Origin of the sequence: Paraburkholderia haematera (assembly GCF_905220975.1) — a bacterium.
In the GTDB taxonomy this organism is placed as follows: domain Bacteria; phylum Pseudomonadota; class Gammaproteobacteria; order Burkholderiales; family Burkholderiaceae; genus Paraburkholderia; species Paraburkholderia haematera.
Map to the genome: position 1 here is coordinate 39680 of NZ_CAJNBK010000001.1, position 25880 is coordinate 65559.

Annotated in this window: 27 protein-coding genes and 1 pseudogene; 23 read left to right on the plus strand and 5 right to left on the minus strand. The window is 62.8% G+C overall.

Annotation, left to right across the window (positions count from 1 at the left end; genetic code table 11):
* Positions 1 to 14: 14 nt before the first annotated feature.
* The 8 genes and pseudogenes from KHO23_RS00190 to KHO23_RS00225 all read left to right on the plus strand — a co-directional run bounded on the left by KHO23_RS00190 (position 15) and on the right by KHO23_RS00225 (position 6200).
* Positions 15 to 989: an MlaD family protein gene (locus tag KHO23_RS00190; RefSeq protein ID WP_211608591.1), complete on the plus strand. Its 975-nt coding sequence runs from the start codon at positions 15 to 17 to the stop codon at positions 987 to 989.
* Between the two features lie 34 nt (positions 990 to 1023).
* Positions 1024 to 1650 carry an ABC-type transport auxiliary lipoprotein family protein gene (locus KHO23_RS00195; RefSeq protein WP_211608592.1) on the plus strand — a complete coding sequence of 209 codons (627 nt, stop codon included), beginning with the start codon at positions 1024 to 1026 and terminating at the stop codon, positions 1648 to 1650.
* A gap of 31 nt (positions 1651 to 1681) precedes the next feature.
* Positions 1682 to 2839, plus strand: a complete 1158-nt coding sequence (locus tag KHO23_RS00200; protein ID WP_211608593.1) for a VanZ family protein — start codon at positions 1682 to 1684, stop codon at positions 2837 to 2839.
* A gap of 227 nt (positions 2840 to 3066) precedes the next feature.
* Complete coding sequence (locus KHO23_RS00205) at positions 3067 to 3390, plus strand: (2Fe-2S) ferredoxin domain-containing protein (protein WP_211608594.1); 324 nt, start codon at positions 3067 to 3069, stop codon at positions 3388 to 3390.
* 8 nt (positions 3391 to 3398) lie between these two features.
* The gene (locus tag KHO23_RS00210) at positions 3399 to 4043 is read left to right on the plus strand and encodes an alpha/beta hydrolase (RefSeq protein ID WP_211608595.1); all 645 of its coding nucleotides are present in this window, start codon (positions 3399 to 3401) and stop codon (positions 4041 to 4043) included.
* A 323-nt stretch (positions 4044 to 4366) separates the two neighbouring features.
* The gene (locus tag KHO23_RS00215) at positions 4367 to 5596 is read left to right on the plus strand and encodes a D-alanyl-D-alanine carboxypeptidase family protein (RefSeq protein ID WP_211608596.1); all 1230 of its coding nucleotides are present in this window, start codon (positions 4367 to 4369) and stop codon (positions 5594 to 5596) included.
* 124 nt (positions 5597 to 5720) lie between these two features.
* Positions 5721 to 5959 (plus strand): annotated as a pseudogene (locus KHO23_RS00220) (D-amino acid aminotransferase); the annotation flags it as partial.
* On the plus strand, positions 5931 to 6200 hold the full coding sequence (locus tag KHO23_RS00225; RefSeq protein WP_201072189.1) for a DUF493 family protein: 270 nt from the start codon (positions 5931 to 5933) through the stop codon (positions 6198 to 6200). The pseudogene KHO23_RS00220 and the gene KHO23_RS00225, both read left to right, overlap by 29 nt.
* A 15-nt stretch (positions 6201 to 6215) precedes the next feature.
* Here the strand turns inward: KHO23_RS00225 and KHO23_RS00230 are convergent, their stop codons facing one another.
* Positions 6216 to 7184 (minus strand): transcriptional regulator GcvA, encoded by a 969-nt coding sequence (locus KHO23_RS00230; RefSeq protein WP_211608597.1) that lies wholly within the window; start codon positions 7182 to 7184, stop codon positions 6216 to 6218.
* 98 nt (positions 7185 to 7282) lie between these two features.
* Between KHO23_RS00230 and KHO23_RS00235 the strand changes: the two genes are divergently transcribed.
* From KHO23_RS00235 to lipA, 3 genes are all read left to right on the plus strand, one after another.
* Positions 7283 to 7609 (plus strand): DUF2917 domain-containing protein, encoded by a 327-nt coding sequence (locus KHO23_RS00235; protein ID WP_211608598.1) that lies wholly within the window; start codon positions 7283 to 7285, stop codon positions 7607 to 7609.
* A 145-nt stretch (positions 7610 to 7754) separates the two neighbouring features.
* Positions 7755 to 8480, plus strand: coding sequence for a lipoyl(octanoyl) transferase LipB (gene lipB / locus KHO23_RS00240; protein ID WP_211608599.1), 726 nt, complete (start codon positions 7755 to 7757; stop codon positions 8478 to 8480).
* 13 nt (positions 8481 to 8493) lie between these two features.
* Entirely contained in the window at positions 8494 to 9501 is a 1008-nt protein-coding gene (gene lipA / locus KHO23_RS00245) for a lipoyl synthase (protein WP_211608600.1), read from the plus strand.
* 116 nt (positions 9502 to 9617) lie between these two features.
* Here the strand turns inward: lipA and KHO23_RS35335 are convergent, their stop codons facing one another.
* Positions 9618 to 9752 carry a hypothetical protein gene (locus KHO23_RS35335; RefSeq protein WP_268963863.1) on the minus strand — a complete coding sequence of 45 codons (135 nt, stop codon included), beginning with the start codon at positions 9750 to 9752 and terminating at the stop codon, positions 9618 to 9620.
* 54 nt (positions 9753 to 9806) lie between these two features.
* Complete coding sequence (locus KHO23_RS00250; RefSeq protein WP_236066681.1) at positions 9807 to 10286, minus strand: hypothetical protein; 480 nt, start codon at positions 10284 to 10286, stop codon at positions 9807 to 9809.
* Between the two features lie 241 nt (positions 10287 to 10527).
* Between KHO23_RS00250 and tauA the strand changes: the two genes are divergently transcribed.
* From tauA to KHO23_RS00265, 3 genes are read left to right on the plus strand one after another with little or no spacing between them, the layout of a single operon-like run.
* Positions 10528 to 11550: a taurine ABC transporter substrate-binding protein gene (gene tauA / locus KHO23_RS00255; RefSeq protein WP_211608601.1), complete on the plus strand. Its 1023-nt coding sequence runs from the start codon at positions 10528 to 10530 to the stop codon at positions 11548 to 11550.
* A gap of 42 nt (positions 11551 to 11592) precedes the next feature.
* On the plus strand, positions 11593 to 12390 hold the full coding sequence (locus KHO23_RS00260) for a taurine ABC transporter ATP-binding protein (RefSeq protein ID WP_211608602.1): 798 nt from the start codon (positions 11593 to 11595) through the stop codon (positions 12388 to 12390).
* A complete protein-coding gene (locus tag KHO23_RS00265) occupies positions 12387 to 13256 on the plus strand; it encodes an ABC transporter permease subunit (RefSeq protein ID WP_211608603.1) in 870 nt (289 codons plus the stop codon). Before KHO23_RS00260 ends, KHO23_RS00265 begins: the two co-directional genes overlap by 4 nt.
* A 39-nt stretch (positions 13257 to 13295) precedes the next feature.
* On the opposite strand, the gene KHO23_RS00270 is transcribed toward KHO23_RS00265, so the two are convergent.
* Positions 13296 to 13979, minus strand: coding sequence for a histidinol-phosphatase (locus KHO23_RS00270; RefSeq protein ID WP_211608604.1), 684 nt, complete (start codon positions 13977 to 13979; stop codon positions 13296 to 13298).
* Positions 13980 to 14204: 225 nt separating this feature from the next.
* Here KHO23_RS00270 and KHO23_RS00275 point away from each other — a divergent pair, with 225 nt between their 5' ends.
* Positions 14205 to 15872 (plus strand): Na/Pi cotransporter family protein, encoded by a 1668-nt coding sequence (locus tag KHO23_RS00275; RefSeq protein ID WP_211608605.1) that lies wholly within the window; start codon positions 14205 to 14207, stop codon positions 15870 to 15872.
* A gap of 9 nt (positions 15873 to 15881) precedes the next feature.
* Here KHO23_RS00275 and KHO23_RS00280 read toward each other — a convergent pair whose 3' ends face one another.
* On the minus strand, positions 15882 to 16652 hold the full coding sequence (locus KHO23_RS00280; protein ID WP_211608606.1) for a DeoR/GlpR family DNA-binding transcription regulator: 771 nt from the start codon (positions 16650 to 16652) through the stop codon (positions 15882 to 15884).
* A 196-nt stretch (positions 16653 to 16848) separates the two neighbouring features.
* Between KHO23_RS00280 and KHO23_RS00285 the strand changes: the two genes are divergently transcribed.
* From KHO23_RS00285 to KHO23_RS00320, 8 genes are all read left to right on the plus strand, one after another.
* On the plus strand, positions 16849 to 17040 hold the full coding sequence (locus tag KHO23_RS00285) for a hypothetical protein (protein WP_211608607.1): 192 nt from the start codon (positions 16849 to 16851) through the stop codon (positions 17038 to 17040).
* A gap of 54 nt (positions 17041 to 17094) precedes the next feature.
* Positions 17095 to 17880, plus strand: coding sequence for a glycerophosphodiester phosphodiesterase (ugpQ, locus tag KHO23_RS00290; protein ID WP_211608608.1), 786 nt, complete (start codon positions 17095 to 17097; stop codon positions 17878 to 17880).
* 116 nt (positions 17881 to 17996) lie between these two features.
* The gene (locus KHO23_RS00295) at positions 17997 to 19109 is read left to right on the plus strand and encodes an ABC transporter substrate-binding protein (protein ID WP_211608609.1); all 1113 of its coding nucleotides are present in this window, start codon (positions 17997 to 17999) and stop codon (positions 19107 to 19109) included.
* A 157-nt stretch (positions 19110 to 19266) separates the two neighbouring features.
* Positions 19267 to 20205: an ABC transporter permease gene (locus tag KHO23_RS00300; RefSeq protein WP_211608610.1), complete on the plus strand. Its 939-nt coding sequence runs from the start codon at positions 19267 to 19269 to the stop codon at positions 20203 to 20205.
* The gene (locus KHO23_RS00305) at positions 20202 to 20993 is read left to right on the plus strand and encodes an ABC transporter permease (RefSeq protein WP_211608611.1); all 792 of its coding nucleotides are present in this window, start codon (positions 20202 to 20204) and stop codon (positions 20991 to 20993) included. Before KHO23_RS00300 ends, KHO23_RS00305 begins: the two co-directional genes overlap by 4 nt.
* Positions 20994 to 21025: 32 nt before the next feature.
* Positions 21026 to 22096 (plus strand): ABC transporter ATP-binding protein, encoded by a 1071-nt coding sequence (locus tag KHO23_RS00310; RefSeq protein WP_211608612.1) that lies wholly within the window; start codon positions 21026 to 21028, stop codon positions 22094 to 22096.
* 440 nt (positions 22097 to 22536) lie between these two features.
* Entirely contained in the window at positions 22537 to 23817 is a 1281-nt protein-coding gene (locus KHO23_RS00315) for a dicarboxylate/amino acid:cation symporter (protein ID WP_211608613.1), read from the plus strand.
* 60 nt (positions 23818 to 23877) lie between these two features.
* Positions 23878 to 25878 carry a sensor histidine kinase gene (locus KHO23_RS00320; protein ID WP_211608614.1) on the plus strand — a complete coding sequence of 667 codons (2001 nt, stop codon included), beginning with the start codon at positions 23878 to 23880 and terminating at the stop codon, positions 25876 to 25878.
* Positions 25879 to 25880: the final 2 nt, after the last annotated feature.

The following is a 25880-nucleotide window of genomic DNA, read 5'->3' on the forward strand; positions in this document are numbered from 1 at the left end:
CAGGGAACCTGACAATGGAAAACAAATCACATGCCTTCTGGGCAGGGATCTTCACGGTGGCCTTGCTGGCTGCAATCGCGGTGGCGGCTTTTCTGTTCAACGTCGATCGTTCCGTGCGGGTGCCATACGATCTGATCGCGCGCACCAACGTCACGGGGCTCTATACCGACGCGGCGGTGCGCTATCGCGGGCTCGACGTCGGCAAGGTGCAGTCGATCAAATTCGACCGGGATCATCCGGGGCAGATTCTGATCCGCATTCTGGTCGACACGCACGCGCCGATTACGCACTCCACGTTCGGCAGCCTCGGGTTCCAGGGCGTGACGGGGATCGCCTTCATCCAGCTGGATGATAGTGGGCGCGATCCGACGCCGCTCGCGTCGTCGACGAAACAGGTGGCGCAATTGCCGATGCGCCCGGGCTTGCTCGATCAGTTGCAGCAGCGCGGCGACGTCCTGATACGCAAACTCGAAAGAGTCACTGACGACGTCGACAATCTGTTGTCGCCGGAAATGGTCAGCCAGTTGCAAGGCACGGCGGCGAGCATCCAGAAAGCCGCCGACGGTGTCGCCACGCTGACCCAGCAGATGGCGCCGGCAGCCGGCAAGCTGCCCGCCACGATCAACGAACTGGATCGCACGCTGGCATCGACCAATCAGTTGATCACCAGTCTGAACCGCCCGGACGGGCCGTTCGAGACCAACCTGAACAAGGTCGGGACAGCGGCGCAGCAAGCGGGAGATGCGCTGGCGTCGATGGACAGTTCGATCCAGGAGCTGTCGGCGCGCGTCGGTTATGACACGCTGCCGCGCGTCAATTCGCTCGCCGAAGACGTGCGCTCCGCGGCGCGTTCAGTGGACCGCGCGGCCGACACGTTCAGCACCAATCCGCGCAGCGTGCTGTTCGGTGCGCCGGGCGCGACGCCGGGCCCTGGCGAAGCCGGCTTTACGTGGCCGGCCGCCCGCGCCGCTACGCACGTCGCCCAATGAAATGAATTGAAGGTTTTGAAGAAGGAACATGGTTATGTCACGCTCGATTCACCGATTGTTGTCCTCGAGTGCCGCGCTTGCGATGCTGCTCGCGTTCGGCGTGCTGGCTGCAGGCTGCGCCGGCAACCCCGCGGCGATCTCGGATATCCGCTACGACCTCGGGCCGCCGGCCCCGGCGGCCTCGGCCGGCACGCTGCCGGCGGTGAAGGTGCTCGATGTCACCGCATCCGCCAACCTGGAATCCAACAAGCTGATTTACCGGCTCAGCTACGCCGACGCCCAGCAGACGGCGTCGTACGCGAATAGCCACTGGACCATGGCGCCGTCGCAATTGCTGACCCAGCGTCTGCGCGGCGCCCTCAGTTCGCGTGGCACCGTGCTGACGGGCGCCGACGGCGTGCACGCCCCGGTCCTGAAGGTCGATCTGAGCGAGTTCGAGCAGGTCTTCGATAGCCAGTCGCAAAGCCACGCTGCGGTCACCGTGCGCGTCACGTTGACCCAAAGCGGTAAGGTGATCGGTCAGCGCACCTTCATCGCGCGTGCGCCGTCCCGTTCGGCGGACGCTGCCGGCGGCGCGCAGGCGCTCGCCGCGGCCAGCGACGATCTCGTCGCGCAGATCGGCGCCTGGCTCGGCGTGCAGGCGCTGGTCGCCGCGCAATGACCGGCCTGCAGCGCACGCAACGGAGCGCTGCATGAGCGTGAAGCCCTGGCAGCGCCGTCCTTCGGCGCTTGCCCGCCAGGCGCTGGGGCTGTACACGGCGCTGATCGTTTACGGTTCGTGGTATCCGTTTTCCGGCTGGCGTTCGCTTGGCCTCGCTCCGTTTGCCTATCTGTCCGATCCCATGCCGCAGTACCTGACGGCGTTCGACGTCGTCACGAACGTGCTGGGCTATATGCCATTCGGCGCGCTGATGGTGCTCGCGGTGTATCCGCGTTGGCGCGGCCCGCTGGCGGTTGCCTTGGCCTTCTTGCTTGGCGGGCTGTTGTCGGGCGTGATGGAAGCCGTGCAAACCTATCTGCCGACGCGCGTTGCCTCCAACCTCGATCTGGCCGCCAATGCGCTCGGCGCGCTGCTCGGCGCGGCGATCATGTCGCCGGCCACCGACGCATTGCTCGATCGCGGCTTGCTGCGGCGTTTGCGGCTCCTCTGGTTCGAGCGCGACAGGGCGGCGCTCGCGTGTCTCGTCGCCTTGTGGCCGTTCGCAACGATGTACCCGGCGCCGCGCCTCTTCGGTCTCGGCAACTGGCCGCGCGAACTCTGGCTGCGTTTCGATTCGACGACGCAAGACGCCTTGCTCGCATGGACGCCGCCGGCCTGGCACGTCGGCGCGTGGCCGGCGCTGGTTGCCGCCTGGCTGCCGGACGACGCCTGGGAAGCCGTCATCACCACGCTCAATCTGTTTGGGGCACTCGTCCTGGCTTCGCTGACGGTGCGCCGCCATGCGCCGCTCGCGCGCCTCTTGATCGTGTTTATTGTCGCGACCTTGTGCGTCAAGGCGGGCGCGACCTTTCTGCAATCGCAATCCGGCCTCGCCTTCGACTGGGCGACGCCCGGCGCACTGGCAGGGCTCGCGTGCGGCACGGTGGCAGCACTGCTGACGCTGCGCTTGCGGCGCGCGGTGCGTGCTGCGCTCGCGGCCGGTGCGCTCGCGGTGGCGCTGGTGTTCGTCAACCTGCTGCCGGTGAATCCGTATTTCGATGCCGTGCTGGCCGACTGGCGCCAGGGCCGGTATCTGCACTTCAATGGTCTCGCACATTGGATCGCGTGGATCTGGCCGTATGCGGCGCTGGTGTGGCTCGCCTATCTCGTCGAACAGGTGTGGCTCAAGCGGCGCGTGAAGCGCGCCTGAGGTACACGTGAAGGGAGGGCGCAGTGCATGCGCGCAGCCAGATGAGTCGTGCGAAGCGGCGCAGGACGCACGCCGGAAAGTGCGCTGCAACCCCGGCCGGCCGGCGAACCGCCGTGTGCTCTCCATTCAGCGACCGCCGGCCCCGCTCGCTATAATCGTCCGCATACCTGAAGCGCCGCAGCGCCTCAAGCGCCATTCCTACTCTTACAGTCTCGCCTCCGGACATCATGGACTCCTTCTACAAGTACCACGTCTTCTTCTGCCTCAATCAGCGCGAACCCGGCGCGGAGCGACCGAGTTGCGCGAATTGCAACGCACAGGCGATGCAGGAGTACGCGAAAAAACGCGTGAAGCAACTCGGCCTCGCCGGCCCCGGCCAGGTGCGGATCAACAAGGCCGGTTGCCTCGAGCGCTGCGAACTCGGCCCGACGCTCGTCGTCTATCCGGAAGGGGTCTGGTACACCTACGTCGACGAGAGCGACATCGATGAAATCGTCGATTCGCACCTCGTGAACGGCAAGATCGTCGAGCGTCTGAAAATCGATCAATAAGCCTCGTCATGAATGCACATACGAAGAAGTATCTGATCGACGGCCCGGTCGGCAAGATCGAAGTCGCGCTGGATTTGCCCGACGACATGCGTGAAACCGGCGCCGCGCCGCGCGGCATCGCACTGGTCGCGCACCCGCATCCGCTGTTCGGCGGCACGATGGACAACAAGGTCGCGCAGACACTCGCGCGCACGCTTGTGCAGTTGAACTACGTGACGTACCGCTCGAATTTTCGGGGTGTCGGCGAAACGCAAGGCGAGCATGACGCCGGCATCGGCGAGCGCGACGATCTGCGCGCCGTGCTCGATCATATGCGCGCACAAGCCGGGCAGGGCGATCTGCCCCTCGTATTGGCGGGTTTTTCGTTCGGCACCTTTGTGCTGTCGCACGTAGCCGCGAAGCTACGCGAAGAAGGTCAGGCGATCGAGCGGCTCGTGTTCGTCGGCACCGCGGCGAGCCGTTGGGAAGTCGCACCCGTGCCGGAAAACACACTCGTGATTCACGGTGAAACCGACGAGACCGTTCCCATTCAGTCGGTTTTCGACTGGGCGCGACCGCAGGAATTGCCGGTCGTCGTGATTCCGGGGGCAGAGCATTTTCTGCATCGCAAGCTGCACGTCCTGAAGCGGATCATTGTCGACGCGTGGCGTTGACGAGCGCGCGGCGTGTGTTTTCCGGGGTACAGGTACGCGCAAACGCAAATTAATCGCCACCCTTTGGTCAAAGATACCAGGATAGCGCGCGTATAATGGGCGCTCTTTTTTGGGCGCAGCATCGCCCACCCGGCAGTTCGCGCGACGCGTAGCTTCATTCTCGCGCGCAGCGGTGCCGGATGCGAGGCGTGCTGCGCGAACCGATCGCGTGGCCGGAAGTCCAATGGGCGCCGTGCCGTTTTTTTACGGCCTGACGCTCGCCGACCGGCTCCTCAAAACTATGCGCCCTGCGCGCGATGTATTTTTCCGCACGAATCGACCCTATGCGTTTCTCCACCTCCGGCCGCACGTCATTCCCGTCAGTTTCTTCTTTCGTTCCCTCTACGCTTAGCCGTGCCGTGACTCTAGGCATCGTGTTGCCGGCCACGCTCGTGGCCAGCACGGCGTTCGCACAAGTGCCGCCGCCCGCGGTGAATGCGCGCTCGTGGGTGCTTGTCGATGCAACCAGCAATCAGGTGCTCGCATCGGGCAATGCCGACGAACGCGTCGAACCGGCCTCGCTGACCAAGCTGATGACCGCGTACCTCGTCTTCGAAGCACTGCAGACGAAGAAGATCACGATGGACCAGACGGTAATGCCGAGCGAAGCGGTGCGCCGCGTGCGCACCGACGAATCGCGCATGTTCATCGAAGCGAACAAGCCGGTGACCGTGCACGATCTGGTGTACGGCATGATCATCCAGTCGGGTAACGACGCGGCGATCGCGCTGGCCGAACTGGTGGGCGGCAGCGAAGCGCAGTTCGTCAACATGATGAACACCGAAGCGGCGAAGCTCGGCATGAAGAACACGCATTTCGCCGACGTGAACGGCATGCCCGACCCGCAGCACTACACCACGGCGGGCGACCTCGCGGTGCTGTCTGCGCGTCTGATCCGTGACTTCCCCGACTACTACAACATCTTCTCGGTCAAGGAATTCACGTACAACAAGATCAAGCAGCCGAACCGCAACCGTCTGCTGTGGATCGACCCGACGGTGGACGGTCTGAAGACCGGTCACACGCAAGCCGCCGGTTACTGCCTGATCGCCAGCGCGAAGCGTTCGCTGCCGGGCACGACCGAAGGGTCGCGCCGTCTTGTCTCGGTGATGATGGGCGAGACCAAGGAGCACGACCGCGTGCAGGACAGCCTGAAGATGCTGAACTACGGCTACACCGCGTACGACACGGTGCATCTGTACAAGGCGAATCAGGTGGTGGGCACGCCGCGCGTTTACAAGGGTGCGCAAGACACTGTGCAGATCGGCGTGAAGGGCGATCAGTACATCACCGTGCCGAAGGGCATGGGCGACAAGGTGAAGCCGCAGATCGAGCAGATCGATCCGCTGATCGCGCCGATTGCGAACGGTCAGCAGGTCGGCACCGCGAAGCTCGTGGCCGACGGCAAGGTGCTGGCGCAATTCCCGATCGTCGCGCTGCAGGCTGTGCCGCAAGCCGGCGTGGTCGGCCGTGTGTGGGATTCGCTGATGCTGATGTTCAACAAGAAGAAGTAAGAGCCCAAGGGCGATGTCCGCTGTTTCCGACGTTTCGCTCGACCCGATCGCCTATCTGAACGGCGAGCGGGTGCCTAGGTCCGAAGCGCGCGTCCCGGTTCTCGATCGCGGTTTTATTTTCGGCGACGGCATGCTGACCGAGGGTTCGTCTTCGGATATCTGGATGGTGAAGGACGGCGCGCTGTACGCGCCGCCGCGCAGCTCGACGGTCAGCCGGTTGGCAACGGCAAGCCGGGCGCCGTGTTTGCAGCGTTGTACGCGGCCTATCAGCGTGCCAAGGCCAAGGAAGCGCACGAAGCGCACGAAGCGCACGAAGCGCAGCAAGGAGTAGAAAGTGAATCCCGCGAAAGAATCATTGCTTGAGTTTCCGTGCGACTTTCCCATCAAGATCATGGGCAAGTCGCATCCCGAGTTCGCCGAGACGATGGTCACGGTGGTTCGGCAGTTCGATAACGAAGTCGACCCCGAACGTGTGGAAACGCGACCGTCCAGCGGCGGCAATTACACGGGTTTGACGGTCACGGTGCGCGCCACGAGCCAGGCGCAGCTCGACGATATCTACCGCGCGCTCACCGGCCATCCGATGGTGAAGGTGGTGCTTTAACGCCAGGCTTTGTGTTTACGGCGTGACGCGCAAGGCGTCCGCCGCCAGATCGGCGCAAGCTTCAGGACCCGCCTCGCAAGCTTGCTCGAAAAGCTGTTTGAACCGTCCCACTTCTTCGAATACCCAGGCGCGGAACGCCTTGACGCGCGCGGTTTCGAGCATCTGCGGCGGGCAGACGAAGTAGTACTGCCACGGGCTCGGCCCATCCACATTGAATAGCCGCACAAGGCGGCCTGCTGCGATCTCGTGCATCGCCAACGAACGGCGTGTGAGCGCGACCCCCTGACCGTCGATGGCCGCCTGCAGCAGATTCGACGAATCCTGATACAGCACACCGCGCTTCGGTTCTGGCCAGTCGGCGAGGCCGGCTGCGTCGAACCACGGGCGCCAGAGTTCGTCGTCCGAGCGCAGGAGGGGCACTTTGGCCAGGTCGGCGGGCGTTTGCGGCAGCTTGCCGCCGTTGAAATTCGGCGAGCAGGCTGGAAAAAAGATCTCCTCCAGCAGCAACTCCGCGTGCAGCCCCGAATATTTGCCGTAGCCGAAGCGGATCGCCACGTCGACGTCGTCGCGCGCGAAGTCGGTCAACGCGTTGGTGGAAAGCAGTTCGAGGTCCCACTGGGGATGCGCCTCGATAAAGCTGCCGAGGCGCGGCGTCACCCAGCGCGCCGCAAACGAAGTCAGCATGGAAACGACCAGGCGCCGCTCGCGATCGCCGGCGCGGATTTCGCGGGTGGCGTCGACAAGCGCCGTCAGCCCGGCGCGCACGCGCGTGGCGTAGCGGCGACCCGTGTCCGTGAGCCGGACGCGTTTGCCGTCGCGGGCGAACAGCGTGACGCCCAATTCTGCTTCGAGCGCGCGAATCTGGTGACTGACGGCGCCGTGCGTGACGAACAGTTCGTCTGCTGCGCGCGAGAAGCTCTCGTGGCGGGCGGCGGCTTCGAACGCCTTGATGGCGTTCAGTGGGGGTAGTTGCCGGAGGTCCATCGCAATATTTCTCACATAGAGGTGAAAATAGATCGTTTTGCGTAAACCCTTGCTACGCCTACGATTGTAGCCATGAAACGAACTTTGGCGAGGGCATCATGCGAGAAATTTCCTCTAGCATCGGGTTTGAAATCCGCAGCGGCGAAACCATTCCTATGAAGGTAGCACGCAGCACCAAGCTGGTAGTGCACGGCGGCGCGGTGTGGGTCACGCGCAGCGACGACACCGAAGACTACTGGCTGCAGCCCGGCCACACGCTGCGGCTGCGGCGCGGTGAACGGCTGTGGTTGAGCGCTGAGGGCAGCACGCATGCGAAGGTGGCCTTTTCGGTGCCGACGCGCTGCGACGAACGTGCGCTGAACTGGCTCGCGCGGGTCGGCGAACGGCTGGCGGCCCGTATGCGTGGGGGCTGGCGCACGGTGTGACGATGCCGTGGGGCCATTCAGCGACGGCGAACCGGCGCCGCAACTGAACGGCCGCGACGGCAACGCCGAATCTAATGCTTGCCAATCGCGCGGCGTGCCGGCACGTCCGGCGGGGTTTCCCAGATTTCGGTAAACTGTCGGGATCATGTGTGCCACCCCGGTTTCCCCGTCTCCCTTGCCCGCCACGGCGCCGCTTACGCTGCGCTGGCTTGGCAACGAACCCTACGAAGCCAGTTTCGAAGCGATGCGCGCGTTCACCGACGCGCGCACCGCCGATACACCCGACGAAATCTGGCTGGTCGAACATCCTCCCGTCTTTACGCTCGGCCAGGCCGGCGACCCGGCGCATCTATTGGCTGCCGATAGCGGCATTCCGCTGGTCAAGGTCGACCGGGGCGGCCAGATCACCTATCACGGGCCCGGGCAGGTCGTCGCCTACCTGCTGCTGGACCTGCGCCGGCGCAAGCTGATGGTGCGCGAGATGGTCACGCGGATCGAGCAGGCCGTGATCGACACCCTCGCGGCGTATAATCTCGCCGGAGAACGCAAGGCGGGCGCCCCCGGTATCTACGTGGCGCCCGGGCCGGACGCCGGGCTGCATGCCGGTGCCAAGATTGCCGCGCTGGGTCTGAAAATCCGCAACGGCTGCAGCTATCACGGCGTGAGCCTGAATGTGAACATGGACTTGCAGCCGTTTCTGGCCATCAATCCATGCGGCTATGCGGGGCTCGAAACAGTCGATATGGCAGCGCTGGGCGTTGCCGCCGGCTGGGACGAGGTGGCCCGTACCTTTGCAGCATGCCTCACCGCAAACCTCGACGGCAGTCCCGCGGCCGTCGCCCAACCGCAGGCCGGTGCTCTTACCGCCTGACTGGACCGAACGAATGACTGACGTTACCGCGAACCTCGCAGCTTCTCCCGCCCCCGACGCCGTGCCGGCTACCGCCGCTGCCTACGACGCTACCGCGAAACAGAAAGCACAAGCCAAAACCGCCCGTATTCCGATCAAGATCGTCCCGATCGAAAAGCTGAAAAAGCCTGACTGGATCCGTGTCAAAGCGGCCACCGGCAATTCGCGCTTCTACGAAATCAAGCAGATTCTGCGTGAGCACAACCTGCACACGGTCTGTGAAGAAGCGAGCTGCCCGAATATCGGCGAATGCTTCGGCAAGGGCACCGCGACGTTCATGATCATGGGCGACAAGTGCACGCGCCGCTGCCCGTTCTGCGACGTTGGCCACGGCCGCCCCGATCCGCTCGACGTGGATGAGCCGGGCAATCTGGCTCGCACCATCGCCGCGCTGAAGTTGAAGTACGTGGTGATCACGAGCGTGGACCGTGATGATCTGCGCGACGGTGGCGCGGCTCACTTCGTGGAATGCATTCGCCAGACGCGCGAACTGTCGCCGGAAACGCGCATCGAAATTCTGACGCCGGACTTCCGCGGCCGCCTGGACCGTGCGATCGGCATTCTGAACGCCGCACCGCCCGACGTGATGAACCACAACCTCGAAACGGTACCGCGTTTGTACAAGGAAGCGCGCCCGGGTTCGGACTACGCGCATTCGCTGAAGCTGCTGAAGGACTTCAAGGCGCTGCATCCGGACGTCGCGACCAAGTCGGGCCTGATGGTTGGCCTTGGCGAAACCGAAGAAGAGATCCTGCAGGTGATGCGCGATCTGCGCGAGCACAATGTGGACATGCTGACGATCGGCCAGTATTTGCAGCCTTCGGAGCACCATCTGCCGGTGCGCTCGTATGTGCATCCGGACACGTTCAAGATGTACGAAGAAGAAGCGTACAAGATGGGCTTCACGCACGCAGCCGTGGGCGCTATGGTTCGCTCGAGCTACCACGCCGATCTGCAGGCGCATGGAGCTGGAGTGGTCTGAACGGTTGAGTGTGTAGTTAGTTTGAAAATGCAAAGCCCGCACGTGTTGCGGGCTTTGTTTTTTTGGCGCGGGAGCGGGTGGCTCAGCAATTCCGCCCGGCGATCTGCCTGCTTTGCTTAGCGGTAGTAACGTGCGAGCAGACTGCAGGTAACCGATATCATTCCGCCGATGATCGTGAACGGGTAGAGAAAGAGGATGAAACGATTGCGAAATGCGCGGTCTTCGATGAGACGGTCGATCAAATTGGGCATGCTGGATCTCCTTGAGGCCAGGATGAAAAGTATAGCTCAGCGCATCTAAATTAGTTAGGTAAACGAATAATGAGATGCGGAGAAGGAGACTGCGACGACAACGGTTGCGAGCAGCGAAAACCACATCAACCATCCATCACGCTCCCGCTCTCTCGCGTGACGTGCCGGACGAGTCGCTGCATCGGCCGCGCCCTGGCACACCAGTATTGACGCTACAACGATGATGAGCACGTGCCAGAGAAGCGCGGCCAACATGAGCGCTAATGTGCTGCGCGTCGGCGCTGCGCTCAAAGCACAACCAATCTCGTAGCATGCACTCGCACACATCGAAATGACGACCCAGAAGAGCTGGCCATCCTGAATGGATCGCCGCGCAATGCCTTGCGCCACGTGCCGGTAGCAGCGCGAAAAATTCAATAAGGGAAGTAATGCAACCGGCGCAAAAACAGGCACGCCGACGTTGAAAAACAACCAGCTCAAGCGGCTAAGATAATCGACCATAGGAATGCGAATTGAAGGCAACCCGCTGATCATGCCGCTACCGCGGAAGCACCACAATCCGCCGAACGGCCAGCTTGCGCTAAGGCGTCCCAAGCCGTCATCATCCGCTTGAGCCGCATCACAAACATCGAAATCGGCGGCCCTATCCAACCGAACGTGAAAAGCAATGCTCGAACAGCGTCATTAGCAATCGCGGATTAATTAGAACCGCCCGCGGACAAACTCCCTATAGTCGAAAGCCTCCCAGACAACACGCACTAAAAGGGGCTTCCCGATGAATCGCTTCCTCCGTCCGCTCGCCGCGTTCGCTACGCTGCTCGCGCTGTCCGCGTCGTTTTCTCCCGCTGCACACGCCGACACCAAAGAAGTTGTGATCGCGTATCAGGACATGGTCGTGCCATGGCGCTATGCGCAGGCCACCGGCGTTGTCGAGAAAGCCACCGGCTACAAGGTCACCTACCGCAAGCTCGGCAGCGGCGCCGACGTGATCCGCGCACTGGCTTCCGGCTCGGTGCAACTCGGCGAAGCAGGGTCGAGCCCGATTGCAGCCGGGTTGTCGCAGGGCGTTGATATCTCGCTGTTCTGGATTCTGGACAACATCAACGATGCCGAAGCACTGGTTGCGCGCGACGGTTCCGGCGTCACGAGCGTCGCCGGTCTGAAGGGTAAGAAGATCGGTGTGCCGTTCGTCTCCACGTCGCACTTTCACGCGCTGGTCGCGCTGCAGAACGCCAGCGTGAATCCGTCCGACGTGAAGATCGTCAATCTGCGCCCGCCTGAAGTCGCGGCGGCGTGGGAGCGCGGCGACATCGACGCGACTTACATCTGGGACCCAGTGCTGGCGAAGGTGAAGAAGAACGGCAAAGTGCTGATCACATCGGGTCAGGTTGCGCAGCAAACCGGCAAGGCGACGTTCGACGGTTTCGTCGTCGACCGTAAGTTCGCCAGTCAGAACGCCGAGTTCGTCGCGCGTTTTGTGAAGGTGCTGGCCGCAACCGATGCGAGCTACCGCGATCACACGTCCGCGTGGACAGCAACGTCGCCCCAGGTCGAAGCGGTTGCGAAGGAATCCGGCGCCACCGCGCAGGAAGTGCCCGCAAGCCTCGCGTTGTATGCGTTCCCGACGCCGGCCCAACAGGCGTCGAACGCGTGGCTTGGCGGCGGTGCGCAATCCGGCGCGGCTAAATCGCTCGCTGCGACGGCTGCGTTTCTGAAGACGCAAGGCACGATCCAGAACGTGCTGGCCGATTACTCGACCGGCGTCGATCCGCAGTTCGTGCAGCGCGCGGCGCATTGACGTTTTGCGCATGCGTATCCATCAGCATCATGAGGCATGGCGATGAGCGGTCTTGAGATACGGCGGCTGCACGTCGCTTACGAAGGCGCACGCGGCGCGGCGCCGCACGTCGCGCTCGCCGACGTCGATTTGCGCATCGAACCCGGCGAGTTCGTCGTCGCGCTGGGTGCGTCCGGTTGCGGCAAAACAACCTTGCTGAACTGCATCGCCGGCTTCATTCAGCCGACGGGAGGCGAGGTGCGGTTGAACGGAGAACCCGTGGCTGGACCCGGCGCAGACCGAGGGGTCGTGTTTCAGAAGTACGCGCTGATGCCATGGCTCGACGTGCTCGGCAATGTTGCGCTTGGCCTTCGATTTCAGCGTGTGCCGAAGGCGCAGCGCGAGCGCATCGCGCTGGAGATGCTGGCGTTGGTCGGGCTCGAGAAGCATGCTCGCTCGCGGGTCTATGCGCTGTCGGGCGGCATGCAGCAGCGCGTGGGCATTGCACGCGCGCTGGCAAGCGATCCGCAAGTGCTGTTGATGGACGAACCGATGGGCGCGCTCGACGCGATGACGCGCGAGTCGATGCAGGAACTCGTGCTGGACGTCTGGGGCCGCACGCGCAAGACGGTGTTTTTCATTACGCATAGCGTGGAGGAAGCGCTGTTTCTGGCAACGCGCCTCGTCGTGATGACGCCGGGGCCGGGCCGTATCGCCGAGAGCTACGACCTGCCATTCGCGCGGCGCTTTCTCGAGACGCGCGACGCGCGCGCGGTCAAGTCGTCACCGGAGTTTATCGAATGGCGCGAACGGCTGGTGCGCCGGCTGCACGAACGAAATCAGGAAGAGGTACTGTCGTGACGGCTTCGCGCGAATCTTTGGGTACGGTGCCGCTCACCCAGGAAAGCGAGCCGTCGCAACGTAAAGCGCGTCCGGTGAGCGGCTGGCGTTTGCCGGGCGAAGGTTCGACCGCGGCGCTGAGCGCGCTCTCGGTCACAACGCTCGCGGCGCTATGGTGGTTCGCCACGCATCTGCACTGGCTGCCTCCGCTATTTCTGCCGACGCCCGAGGCTGTCTGGGCCGCGTTTCTGGACGCCTGGCACGGACGCATTCAAGGCGGTTTGCCGCTTTCCGAGCATCTGGCATGGAGTGCGCTGCGCGTGTTCGGCGCGTTCGCGCTGGCGGCGGTCACGGCGGTGCCGGTTGGGATCTTGATGGGCGTGAGCCGGGTTGCACGCGGCTTGCTCGATCCGCCGCTGGAGTTCTACCGGCCGTTGCCGCCGCTTGCGTATCTGCCGCTGGTGGTGATCTGGTTCGGCATCGACGAGACGGCGAAAATCGTCGTGATCTATCTCGCCTGCTTTGCGCCGATTGCGATGGCGGCGCGTGCCGGTGTGCGCAGCGCGACCATCGAGCAGATTCATGCTGCGTATTCGCTAGGTGGCCGCTTCGCGCAGATCGTGCGCTATGTGGTCCTGCCGGCTGCGTTGCCTGAGATCTTGACCGGTTTGCGGATCGCCATCGGTTTCGGCTGGACCACCCTCGTTGCCGCCGAGATGGTCGCGGCCACCGCCGGCCTCGGTCAGATGGTGCTCAACGCGTCGAGCTTTTTGCGTACCGATGTGGTGGTGATGGGCATCGTGCTGATCGGACTGATCGCGTGGCTGTTCGATCTCGGCATGCGTGCGCTGGAGCGGCGGCTGATGCCGTGGAAGGGGCGTGTGTAGCTGGCGGGCCGCGCCAGGCCCGCGCCGGCCCGCGCAGTTTCAGGCAAACAGTTCAATCACCGGCCAGCCGCGTTCCGCGGCTATGGCGCGCAATCGCGCGTCGGGATTGGTCGCGACCGGATGCGTGACGCGCTCGAGCAACGGCACGTCGTTGATCGAATCGCTATAGAACCAGCTCTGCGGAAAGTCCTGCAGACGATGGCCGAGCGAAGCCAGCCAGCCCTCGGTGCGCGTGATCTTGCCTTCGCGGAAGGTCGGTACGCCGACCGCATTTCCCGTAAAGCGCGCCAAAGGATCGCCGCCTTCGGTGCCGAGATCGATCCCCAACAGATGTTCGAAGCCGAGCGCCTTGCCGATCGGCCTGGTAATGAACACGTTGGTGGCCGTGACGATGCAGCACAGGTCGCCAGCTTCGATATGGCGCTGCACGAGTTCCCGCGCAGCCGGCAGGATGGCCGGCGCAATCACATCCTTCATGAACTGCGCATGCCACACGTCGAGCTGCTCGCGCGAGTGGCGAGCCAGCGGGGCCAACGTGTAGTTCAGGTAGGCCGTCATATCGAGCGTACCGGCCACGTATTGCCGGTAATACCCGTCGATTTCTTCCGCGTGCTGCGCAGCGCCTTCTATACCCAATCCGGCGATAAAGTGGGCCCACGCCTGATCGCTGTCGAGCGGCAGCAGCGTATGGTCCAGGTCGAACAGGGCAAGGTTGCGGCTCATCCAGGGTCCTCGTGATGAAGTGGGCAAACAAGGTAGTTGAGCGAATCGCATGCCGGGCCATCGGCCGGCACACAGCAATTCACAGCTTTGCGCGAGCGTATATTTAAAAGCACAAAATTACAATAAGGCAGAAATGTGCAACACTACTGTCATAAACGCCCCGGGTGCCAGTTCGTAGGGCATGCGGTTCGGGTCATGGCAGCAGGAACGGAAGCGCAGCGCCTTATGTTGATTCTCCTTAACCTTCTGGCTGGTGTGGCGCTCCTCGTGTGGGGATCGCACATCGTACGTACCGGCATCCTGCGCGTGCTCGGCGCCGATCTGCGCAGCGTCCTCGGGCGCAGTACCAGCAGCCGCTGGCGAGCCTTCCTCTCGGGTGTCGGCGTGACCAGCCTCGTGCAGAGCAGCAATGCAACGGCGGTGATCGTCACGTCGTTCGCTGCGCAAGGTCTCCTGCCGCTCACTGGCGGCCTCGCGATCATGCTTGGCGCCGACGTCGGCACCGCACTGATGGCGCGGTTGCTGACACTCGATCTGTCATGGCTGTCGCCGATCCTGATTCTGTCCGGCGTGCCGCTCTTTCTGTCGCGCAAGCAAACCCGCCTCGGTCAGGTTGGCCGTACGCTGATCGGGCTCGGCCTGATTCTGCTGGCGCTGCACCTGATCGTCGAAGCCGCCCAGCCGATGATGCAAGGCGCCGGCGTGCGCGTGATGTTCGGCGCGCTAACCGGCGACACTATGCTTGACGCGCTGGTCGGCGCGGCATTTGCGATGCTGTCCTATTCGAGTCTCGCCGCGGTCCTGCTGACAGCGACGCTCGCCTCGTCCGGCGTGATTTCACTGAAGGTGGCGCTGTGTCTCGTGATCGGCGCGAATCTCGGCAGCGGCTTGCTGGCGCTAATGGGCACACTCGCGCAGAACACGGCGGCGCGGCGCCTGGCCTTGGGCAGCCTGGCCTTCAAGCTGGCCGGCGCCTTGCTGATCCTGCCGTTCGCACCGCTGCTTGCACGCGGGCTGCCGGTGCTGATCGCGAATCCACGCGAAGCGGTAGTCGGTTTTCACGTGATATACAACACGCTGCGTTGCTGCGCATGCCTTTCGCTGATCAATCCGGTGGCGCGCATCTGCACGCGGGTGTTGCCGGACCGGCCACTGCCCAACGGCGAATTGCGGCCGTTGCATCTGGATGCCGCCGCGCTTCCCACACCCACGCTCGCGCTCGCGCATGCCGCACGCGAGGTGCTGCGTATCGGCGACATCGTGCGCACCATGCTCGATAACGTCGCGGACCTGATCCATGACAACAGCCTCGAAAAGGCACGCGAAACGGTCCGTATGGACGACGACGTGGACCAACTCTACGCCGCGGTCAAAAACTATCTGACGCTGATCTCCCGCGAGCAACTCGACGAAGCCGACAGCCGCCGCTGGACCGACATCATCTCGTTGACAATCAACCTGGAGCACGCGGGCGACATCATCGAGCGGATCGTCTGCGATATCGAGGAAAAGAAGATCGCGCACCGGCTGTCGTTTTCGGAGGAGGGGCTAGGCGAACTGGACGACCTGCAGGCGCGGCTCGTCAGCAATCTGCAGCTTGGCCTGTCGGTGTTTCTGAATAACGATCTGCGTTGCGCCGAGCGGCTGCTAGCGGAGAAGGAGCGCTTTCGCGATCTGGAGCGCGCGTATTCCTATAAACACCTTGACCGGCTTGCTGGACAAACCTTGCGCAGCATCGAGACGAGCGCGTTGCATCTGGATTTGATCAGCGACATGAAGCGGCTCAATTCGCTGTTCTGTTCGACGGCTTATCCGGTGCTCGACGCAGCCGGCGCACTGCGCGACACGCGCTTGCGCAAGCGCGTGCTCGATACGATGTATGTGAAGGAGTAGTCCTGGACCCTAAGCCAGAACGATCTCTTTCAGCTTCTTTTTGAGCGACGCAAAGTCGGCGGCTTCGGCTGCCTTTTTGTTGGTGACCAGCACATCGATCCGGTCGGCCGGACAGTACGAGATCCGGCTGCGCTGACCGATCTTGCTGTAATCGGCGAGGATCACTACGCGGTCCGCGTTGGCGACCATGGCGCGCGCCACTTCGGTCTCAGCGTGATCGTAGTTGGTCGCGCCATGCCGGTGATCGATTCCGACGGGCGAGAGCAAGGCCATGTCCGCACGATAGCGCTGGATATCGAGCACGGTGGTGGCGCCGGTGGTCGCCATGGCGCGATCGCTGATCGAGCCGCCGAGCAGAATCACTTCGTTGGCCGCTTTCGGTTGATCCACGGCGCCACGCATTTTCAGCGCGACGTCGATGGAATTGGTGACGATCGTCAGGTTCGCCAGTTTCGCCAGCTCTTCGGCGAGCGCCGCGGTGGTGGTGCCGGCGTCGATGAAAAGCGTCTGCCCGCTCGCGATCAGCCCGGTGGCCGCCTTGGCGATCGCGGTTTTGGCTTTGACGCGCATGTGGGCGCGCTCGGCGATCGGTGCCTCGTCGGCGGGTTTGATTGCGCCGCCATGCACGCGCTTCAGTTCACCGAGAGCTTCCAGATCGAGCAGGTCGCGCCGTACGGTTTCGCGCGATACCCCGAGGTCCGCCATGATCCGTTCGGTCGACACGCGTTGAAGCGTGGACAGCAACGCGCGAATTCTCTGATGACGGTCTTCCTGCCACATGCATTTTTCCTTGGATGCGAACGCGCTCACACGGCTCGTTTTTTAATAGTGCCATCGTGGACACGGATGTGTGTCCGGACGATGTCAAGCGTACTACTTTAGCCGGATTGTGTTGTATTTTTTTGGCAGCTTGCAAGTTTGTGTATTTCATCTTAGCCTTCGCAAATCGAAGCGCCGTGCCGATTTCGAACGTCAAATGTTCGGAAAGGAATTGGAATATCCGATTTCGAGCATTTTGCGGCGTTTTTTGGCAATTTGCATGATTCATGTCGTTGCCATTATGGATTCTGGAATCCGCCGCCTGAACCATTCGCTGCTGCATGCGGCGCTGCCTGGAAACCGCACGGTTCGGCATCCTGACAATCAGATTGCAGGGCGTCGCGGGTAGCTTGGAACGTGCCGAGAGCATACTTGATCCGCTCAATCAGGAAGGTAACGAGACGTGGCAAACGGGATTGATCGCACTTTATCCGCAGACTGGCCGTATCCGCGGCTGGTTGCGCATCGTTGCGGCGGCACACTGGCGCCGGAGAACACGCTGGCCGGTTTCGACGCGTGCGTGCGCTACGGCTACCGCATGGTCGAATTCGACGCCAAGCTCTCCGCCGACAACCAGCTCTTTCTATTGCACGACGACACGCTGGAACGCACGACCAACGGCCATGGCGCCGCGGCGGAACACACGTGGGACCAACTGGCCGCGCTCGATGCCGGCGTCTGGTTCGGTCCGCAGTTCGCCGGCACGCGCCTGCCGGCGCTCGCCGAGACCGCCGGGCGCTGCGCGCGGGACGGCATTGCCGCCAACATTGAAATCAAACCCTGCCCGGGTCGCGACGAGATCACCGGGCGTCTCGTCGCAAACGGCGCGCTGACTTTGTGGCAAGGGCAGACGCCGCCGCTGCTGTCATCGTTCTCGTTCGAGGCGCTCGCCGCGGCGCGCGATGCAGCGCCCTCAGTGCAACGCGGCATGCTGTTCGAAGAGGTCCCGGTGGACTGGCTGCGCATCGTGCGGGAACTGGATTGCGTGTCCTTGCACGCGAGCCACCGGCATCTGAGCGAGCCGCTGGTTGCCGAAATCAAGGCGGCCGGATTGCGCGTGCTGGCCTACACGGTGAACGACGCCGAGCGTGCAAAGCTGCTGGCCCAATGGGGCGTCGACATGATTTGTACAGATCGCATCGATAGACTGGACTACGACATGTTTTCGGCGCCGGCGAATCCGGACTGAACATGACGCGGGCGCGTGCGTGCGAGCTGGTTCAGACGCGCGCCCACAGAGCTGGAAGCAGTTAGACACTAGAAATTTTCCAAACGTAGCAATTTCGGCAGAGGATGGGGAAGACTATGAAGCGCACCGCGTTAGCTCGTTTACTTTCGATGTCAGCCGTTGCGGGTGTCGCCGCAGCCGGCGTGAGCAGCGCCTCGGCCGCGCCGCTCGACGCACTGATCGCAGCCGCCAAGCAGGAAGGTCAGCTTACCGTGATCGCGTTGCCGCACGACTGGTGCAACTACGGTCAACTGGTGGCCGGCTTTCAGAAGAAGTACGGCATCAAGATCAACGAGCTGAATCCGGATGCGGGCTCGGGCGACGAAGTGGAAGCCATCAAGGCGAACAAGGGCAACAAGGGGCCGCAAGCGCCCGACGTGATCGACGTGGGTCTGTCGTTCGGTCCGACGGCGAAGGCCGAAGGTTTGCTGCAGCCGTACAAGGTCGCTTCGTGGAACTCGATCCCGAAAGAGTCAAAAGACGCGGACGGCTATTGGTATGGCGATTACTACGGCGTGCTGTCGTTTGAAGTGAACGCCGACATGATCGACAAGGCGCCGGCCGACTGGAGCGATCTGCTCAAGCCCGACTACAAGAACGCCGTCTCACTGGCAGGTGACCCGCGTACGGCCAACCAGGCGATCCAGGCTGTGTTCGCCGCGGGCCTGTCGCAAAGCAAGGGCGATGTGAGCAAGGCCGACAAGGCCGGTCTCAAGTATTTCGCCGACCTGAACAAGAGTGGCAACTTCGTGCCGGTGATCGGTAAGGCCGCATCGCTCGCGCAGGGCACCACGCCGATCGTCGTGCGTTGGGACTACAACGCGCTCGCCGACCGCGACACGCTGAAGGGCAATCCGAAGGTGCAGGTGGTGATTCCGAAAACGGGCGTGGTCGCCGGTGTGTACGTTCAGGCAATCAGCGCCTACGCGCCGCATCCGAACGCCGCCAAGCTGTGGATGGAATATCTGTACTCCGATGAAGGCCAGATCGGCTGGCTGACGGGCTATTGCCATCCGATGCGCTACAACGAACTGGTGGCGGCGAAAAAGGTGCCGCAGGCTCTCCTCGACAAGCTGCCGTCGCCGTCGTCGTACAAGAATGTGGTGTTCCCGACGCTGTCCGAACAGGACGCGTATAAGGACACCATCACGAAGCACTGGGACGAAGCGGTCGGCGCGAACGTCAAGTAATCGTCGCGGCGCGCGCGGTTGAGGCGGCCTGTCCAGCGATCATTCGCTCGCTGTACAGGCCGCTGCTTCCAATCGCAACGTGCAGTTTTCAAAGATGACGCGCCGCTCAACGAGAGCGGCGCGTCAGGCGTGAGCCAGAATGCCCCAAGGGTGAGCTATGAGCGCTTCATCGGATGCCGGATCGGTGCAGCCGGAATTACTGGTTCCGCCTGTGCCTACGCCAACGCCTCGCGTCAACGGTCCGGGTCGCGCGTCGCAGTTCCTCGCCTGGATCGGTGTGGTGCCGTTTTTTACCTTCGCGTTGTTATTCCTGATTCTGCCGACCGGATTTCTGATGGTCGGCGCGTTCCAGGATCCGCAAGGCCATTTCACGCTCGCCAATTTCCGCGACCTGTTCCAGCCCACGGTGATGGACGCCTACTGGATCAGCTTCAAGGTGAGCGCCGCGTCCGCGCTTGGCGGTGCGGTGATCGGTTCGCTGCTCGCGTGGGCGGCGGTGCAGGGCAAACTGCCGGGCTGGATTCGTCCCACGTTGATGACGTTCTCCGGCGTCGCCTCGAATTTTGCGGGCGTGCCGCTCGCGTTCGCCTTCATCTGCACGCTGGGGCGCGTCGGTCTCGTGACCGTCTTGCTGAAGAAGTACCTCGGCTTCAATCTGTACTCCACGGGTTTCAGCATCCTGAGCTTCTCCGGGCTGACGCTGACTTACCTGTACTTCCAGATTCCCTTGATGGTGCTGATCGTCACGCCCGCGCTCGACGGCCTCAGGCGCGAATGGCGTGAAGCCTGTGACTGCCTGGGCGGCACGGCCTTCCAATACTGGCGCCACGTGGCGTTGCCGGTGTTGTGGCCGAGCGTGCTCGGCGCGACGCTGCTGCTGTTCGCGAACTCATTTGGCGCCGTCGCCACGGCTTACGCGCTGACCGGCAGTTCGCTGAACATCGTGACGATCCTCCTGTACGCACAGATTCGCGGCGACGTGATGCACAACCAGAACCTTGGCTACGCACTCGCGCTCGGCATGGTGTTGGTGACTGGGCTGTCGAACGGTGGCTACATCTGGTTGCGTTCACGTGCTGAAAGGGGACGTCGATGAAAAGCCAATCGCGCGTCGGCGCGTGGACCGCGATGGTCGTCGGTTCGCTGTACTTTCTGATTCCGTTGCTCGCCACCTTCGAATTCAGCCTGCGCATGAAGCGTGGCGTGTATAGCTTCGAAGCGTATAGCGTCGTGCTGAGCGACCCGCGTTTTCAGGCCTCGTTCGGCTATTCGATTCTGATGGCGGTGCTGACGATCATTGTCGGCGTGTTGCTGGTGGTGCCCACTGCGTACTACGTGCAGTTGCGGCTGCCGAAGCTGCGGCCGGTCGTCGAATTCATTACGTTGTTGCCGCTGGTGGTGCCGGCGATCGTGATCGTGTTCGGCTATCTGCGCATCTATAACAGCAGTTCGATTCTGCCGCTCACCGGCAACGAACGCGCGACCGACCTGTTACTGGTGTTCGGTTACGTGACACTTTCGCTGCCGTACATGTATCGCGCAGTCGACGCCGGTTTGCGCGCGGTCGACGTGCGCTCGCTGACCGAAGCCGCCGAATGCCTCGGTGCGAACTGGCCGACGATTCTGTTCAAGGTGATCTTCCCGAATATCCGCTCGGGCATTCTGTCCGGCGCGTTTCTCACCTTTGCCGTGGTGATCGGCGAGTTCACGCTGGCGAGCCTGCTCGACCGCCCGGCGTTCGGCCCGTATCTGCAATTGATCGGTGCGAACCGCGCGTACGAACCGTCGGCGCTCGCGATCATCGCGTTCGTGATTACGTGGGCGTCGATGGGTTTGATTCAGGTATTCGGCTCGGCCCGCGCGCTTAGCGGCCAGAAAATTTGACGAGTAAGTTTGACTGACTAAGGCAGCGAATCATGGCATTCCTTGAGATCGAAAATCTGCATAAGGCCTTCGGGGCAAACACGGCGCTGCATCATTTCGACATGAAGATCGAGCGCGGCGAATTCATCACGTTCCTTGGACCGTCCGGCTGCGGCAAGACCACGGTGCTGCGGATGATCGCTGGTTTCGAATCGCCGACGCGCGGCATCATCCGGCTGGATGGCAAGGACGTGACGCATTTGCGCACGCGTCAGCGCAAGGTCGGCATGGTGTTTCAGTCGTATGCGCTGTTTCCGAACATGACGGTAGCGGACAATATCGGCTTCGGGCTGAAGATCGCGCACCGTCCCCAGGCGGAGATCAACAAGCGCGTCGAGGAGATGTTGCAACTGATCAAGCTGCCGCATCTGGGCGAGCGCTATCCGTGGCAACTGTCGGGCGGTCAGCAGCAGCGCGTGGCACTGGCGCGCGCGCTTGCCGGCAAGCCGCAGGTGCTGTTGCTCGACGAACCGCTCTCGGCGCTCGACGCGAAGATTCGCATTTCATTGCGGCAAGACATTCGCGCGTTGCAGCGTGAGTTGGGCATCACGTCGATTTTCGTCACGCACGATCAGGAAGAGGCGCTGTCGATTTCGGACCGCATCGTGGTGATGAACGAGGGGCGCGTCGAACAGGTCGGTTCGCCTTCGGAGATCTACAACTATCCGCGTACGCGCTTTGTCGCTTCGTTTGTCGGCACGCTGAACATTCTGGCAGGGCATGTGGTCGACCCGAAAACCGGAAGAATGGCCGTCGACGGTCAGGAACTCACCACCACGCAAGAATTGCCGGCAGACGACGCGGGCAAGAAACGCATGCTCGCGCTGCGGCCCGAAGCCATTGTGCTGGAGCCGGCCGCGCCGGGCCGCAACACGTTGAACGCGACCGTCGAGGAAGTGAATTTCCTCGGTGCGGTGGTGCGCATCAGAGCGCGCGTGAAAGACGCCGTCATTTCGCTCGATGTGTTCAACGACCCGAATCGCGGCTTGCCCGAACGCGGTCAACCGGTGTCGCTGGGTTTCTCGCACGAAAACTTGCTGGTGCTGGAAGAGGGCGGTGCTTAGAAGCCGGATCGCAGTGCCTGACGTAGGTGAGCGCCGCGCGCACAAGCCGGCTCGTTTCAGCTGAAACAGGCAAAAGCCGCAGCCAAAAAACGCTTCGGGTTTTCCCGAGTGCGCCGCCTCGACGGATTCCGGATTCCCCGACACCCCTCGTCCGGATTTCCGGAATCCCGGACGACGCACACCTTGCGTCGCTGAAAAACCTATAAAAATCAAGGCGATATACTTTGCATCAAGCTGGCATCGACCTTGCAATTCAGAACTCGCGGCCGCAACGGTCCGACAACTAAAGCAAGGAGACAACGATGTCTGATTTCCCTTCCCGGTATTTCTGAATTCGTCGTCTTGTCGCGGCCTAATGCCGTGCACAGGCGTGACGACTATTCGTTCGCATGATGCGCAGCGTGGCAGGCCTTGAGCTCACCCATATCGCAGGAAACATCGTGAAGAAACCTATCCACAAAGTGCTGTACGTCCAGGTGATCGTGGCGATCCTCATCGGCATCGCGCTCGGCCACTATTCGCCGGACTTCGCCATCGACATGAAGCCGCTCGGCGACGGTTTCATCAAGCTGATCAAGATGGTGATCGGGCCGATCATCTTCTGTACGGTGGTGACGGGTATCGCCGGCATGGAAGACATGAAGAAGGTCGGGCGCGTCGGCGGCAAGGCGCTGCTGTACTTCGAAATCGTCTCGACGTTTGCGCTGGTGCTCGGCCTGATCGCGACGCACGTGCTCAAGCCCGGCGTCGGATTCAACATCGATCCGGCCACGCTCGACGGCAAGGCTGTCGCGTCGTATGCCGCGAAGGCGCATGGCCAGACGACGGTCGACTTCCTGATGCACATCATTCCGGACACGATGGTGTCCGCATTCGCCCAAGGTGAAATCCTGCAGATCCTGCTGATCGCATTGCTGTTCGGCGCGGTGCTGGCCACGGCCGGTGAGAAGGGCAAGGTCGTCACGAACTTTATCGACGGGCTCTCGCATGTGCTGTTCGGCATCGTGCGCATCATCACGAAGCTCGCGCCGATCGGCGCGTTCGGCGCGATGGCGTTCACGATCGGCAAGTACGGCATCGGCTCGCTGCTGCCGATGCTCAAGCTGATCGGCACGTTCTATCTGACTTCGATCGTGTTCGTGGTGGTCGTGCTCGGCATCATCGCGCGTGCGGTGGGCTTCAACATCCTGCGCTTTGTCAGCTACATCAAGGAAGAAATGCTGATCGTGCTCGGTACGAGCTCGTCGGAAGCCGCGCTGCCGCAACTGATGCTGAAGCTCGAAAAGCTCGGCTGCTCGCGCTCGGTGGTGGGCCTCGTAGTGCCGACCGGTTATTCGTTCAACCTCGACGGCACCAACATCTATATGACGATGGCCGTGCTGTTCATCGCTCAGGCTACCAACACCGACCTCACGTGGACGCAGCAGCTCACGCTGCTGGCGGTGACGATGCTGACCTCGAAGGGCGCGAGCGGTGTAACGGGCGCAGGCTTCATCACGCTGGCCGCCACGCTCGCCGTAGTGCCGACGATTCCGCTGTCGGGAATGGTGCTGATTCTCGGTATCGACCGTTTCATGAGCGAATGCCGCGCGTTGACGAACATCGTGGGCAATGGTGTGGCGACGGTGGTGGTGTCGGCATGGGAAAAGGAACTGGACCGCAGCAAGCTGAACGCTGCGTTGCGAGGGGATGTGGCAGTCAAGGAGCCGGCTGAGGCCTAAGTCGCGTACCGGCTAGTACGGCTCCCCAGCATCCCCAATCACGGTCGCGGACGCTCACGAATGGAAGCGGCGGCCGCGCACCGTGACCCCGCGCCGTCGGCCGACGAAGCTCGTGCCGACGGCGCGTCGCCTTATGCCACAATATCCGATCCACACCGATCGGGAATTGCCAACGTGACGCGCCGCCTGCTGATCCTCTTCGCGCTCGTCGCCGGGCTCGTGGCGGCGTGCGGGCTCACCTACAGCATCGCGTGGCAGAGCGGGATCGACACGTTGCGGCGCAACGCCGCGGTGCGGGTCGGTCGCACTACCAGCGCGCTGAAGAGCACGCTTGAGCGCTACGAATCGCTGCCTTATCTGCTGGCCGAACATCCCATCGTGCAGGACGTGCTGGTCAATCCCACCCCGGCCAACGTCGAACGCGCCAATCTGTACCTCGAGGACCTCAATCGCCACGCGCGGGCGACGGTCACCTACATCATTCCGCTCGACGGCTATTGCGTCGCCGCGAGCAACTGGCGCGGGCCGGGCAGCTTCATCGGCGCGGGCTATCAATTCCGGCCGTACTTTCTCGATGCAGTCAAAGGCGGCGTGGGCCGCTTCTTCGGCATCGGCACGATCTCGCAGGCGCCGGGTTACTACATTTCACAGCCGGTGCGGCGTGACGGCAAGATCGTCGGCGTAGCGGTCGTCAAACTCGATCTCGAATGGTTCCAGGGCGCGGATGCGTCCGAGCCGCTGGTTGTGACCGACGACCACGGCGTGATCTTTCTGTCGTCGATGCCGGCGTGGAAATATCACACGATCCGGCCGTTGTCGGGACAGGTCGCCGATTCGATTTATCAGGCGCGTCAGTATGCGCAGCAACCGATCGCGCCGCTGCCGGTGACGATCGAGCGCACGCTCGAAGGCAATGCACAGATTGTGCGCATCGGCGGCGGCCGTTATTCGCCGCGTTATCTGGCGTCGCGGCGCGGCATGGGCGAACCGGACTGGCATCTGATCACGATGTCCCCTGTCGATCCGGTCGACGCCGACGCGCGCAAAGCGACCATCGTTACCGGCTTTGGATACGTGTCGCTGGTGCTGCTCGCGTTCTACTGGAGAATGCGCCGCGCCCGGGTGCGTGAGATGATGCGCAGCCGTTCCCTGCTGCAAAAGGCCTACGCTGAATTGAACCGTCGCGTGGCCGAGCGCACCGCGGACCTCTCGCAAGCGAACGAACAGTTGCAGAAGGAAGTCGCCGAACGTACGCGCGCCGAGCAGGAACTACGCGCCGCGCACGATGAACTGATCCAGGCGAGCAAACTCGCCGCACTCGGTCAGATGGCGGCCGGCATCACGCATGAATTGAATCAGCCACTCGCGGCACTGCGCGGTTTTTCGGACAACACGCGCGTGCTGCTCGAACGCGGCGACCAGGCCTCGGCGCGAGAAAATCTCGAAGCGATCGCGGCGCTCACCGAGCGCATGGGCAAGATCACCAATCAGTTGAAGCTGTTCGTGGGACGCGCGCGGCCACGCAGTGCGCGTGCGCCGATCATGCGAGCGTTGCGCAACGTCATCGCGCTGCTGCAAAAGCGCCTGCAAGGCGTCGACGTCGAGCTTGCATTGCTCGACACAGGCACAGGCGTGCGCACACCGCTGAATCTCGCCGACGATCATCCCGAGCTGGTCGCCCATTGCGACGATCTGCGGCTCGAACAGGTGCTGATCAATCTGCTCGGCAACGCGCTCGACGCAACGGCGGAGACGACGCCGCCGCGCATTTCGATCGAGATCGACGCCGCGGAGTCGAGCGTGTCGTTTGCCGTGCGCGACAACGGCCCCGGCATTCCCGACGACGTGCTGCCGCGTCTGTTCGAACCGTTCTTCACGACGAAGGAAATGGGCCAGGGGCTGGGGCTCGGCCTCGCGATTTCGTCGTCGATTGCGCGCGACTGCGGCGGCACATTGGCGGCGCGCAACGCGCCGGACGGCGGTGCATTATTCGTGTTGACGCTGCGCCGCGCGCGCGTGCAGACGAGCCCTACCTCGGACCCGCTCACCACCGGTTCCTGAAT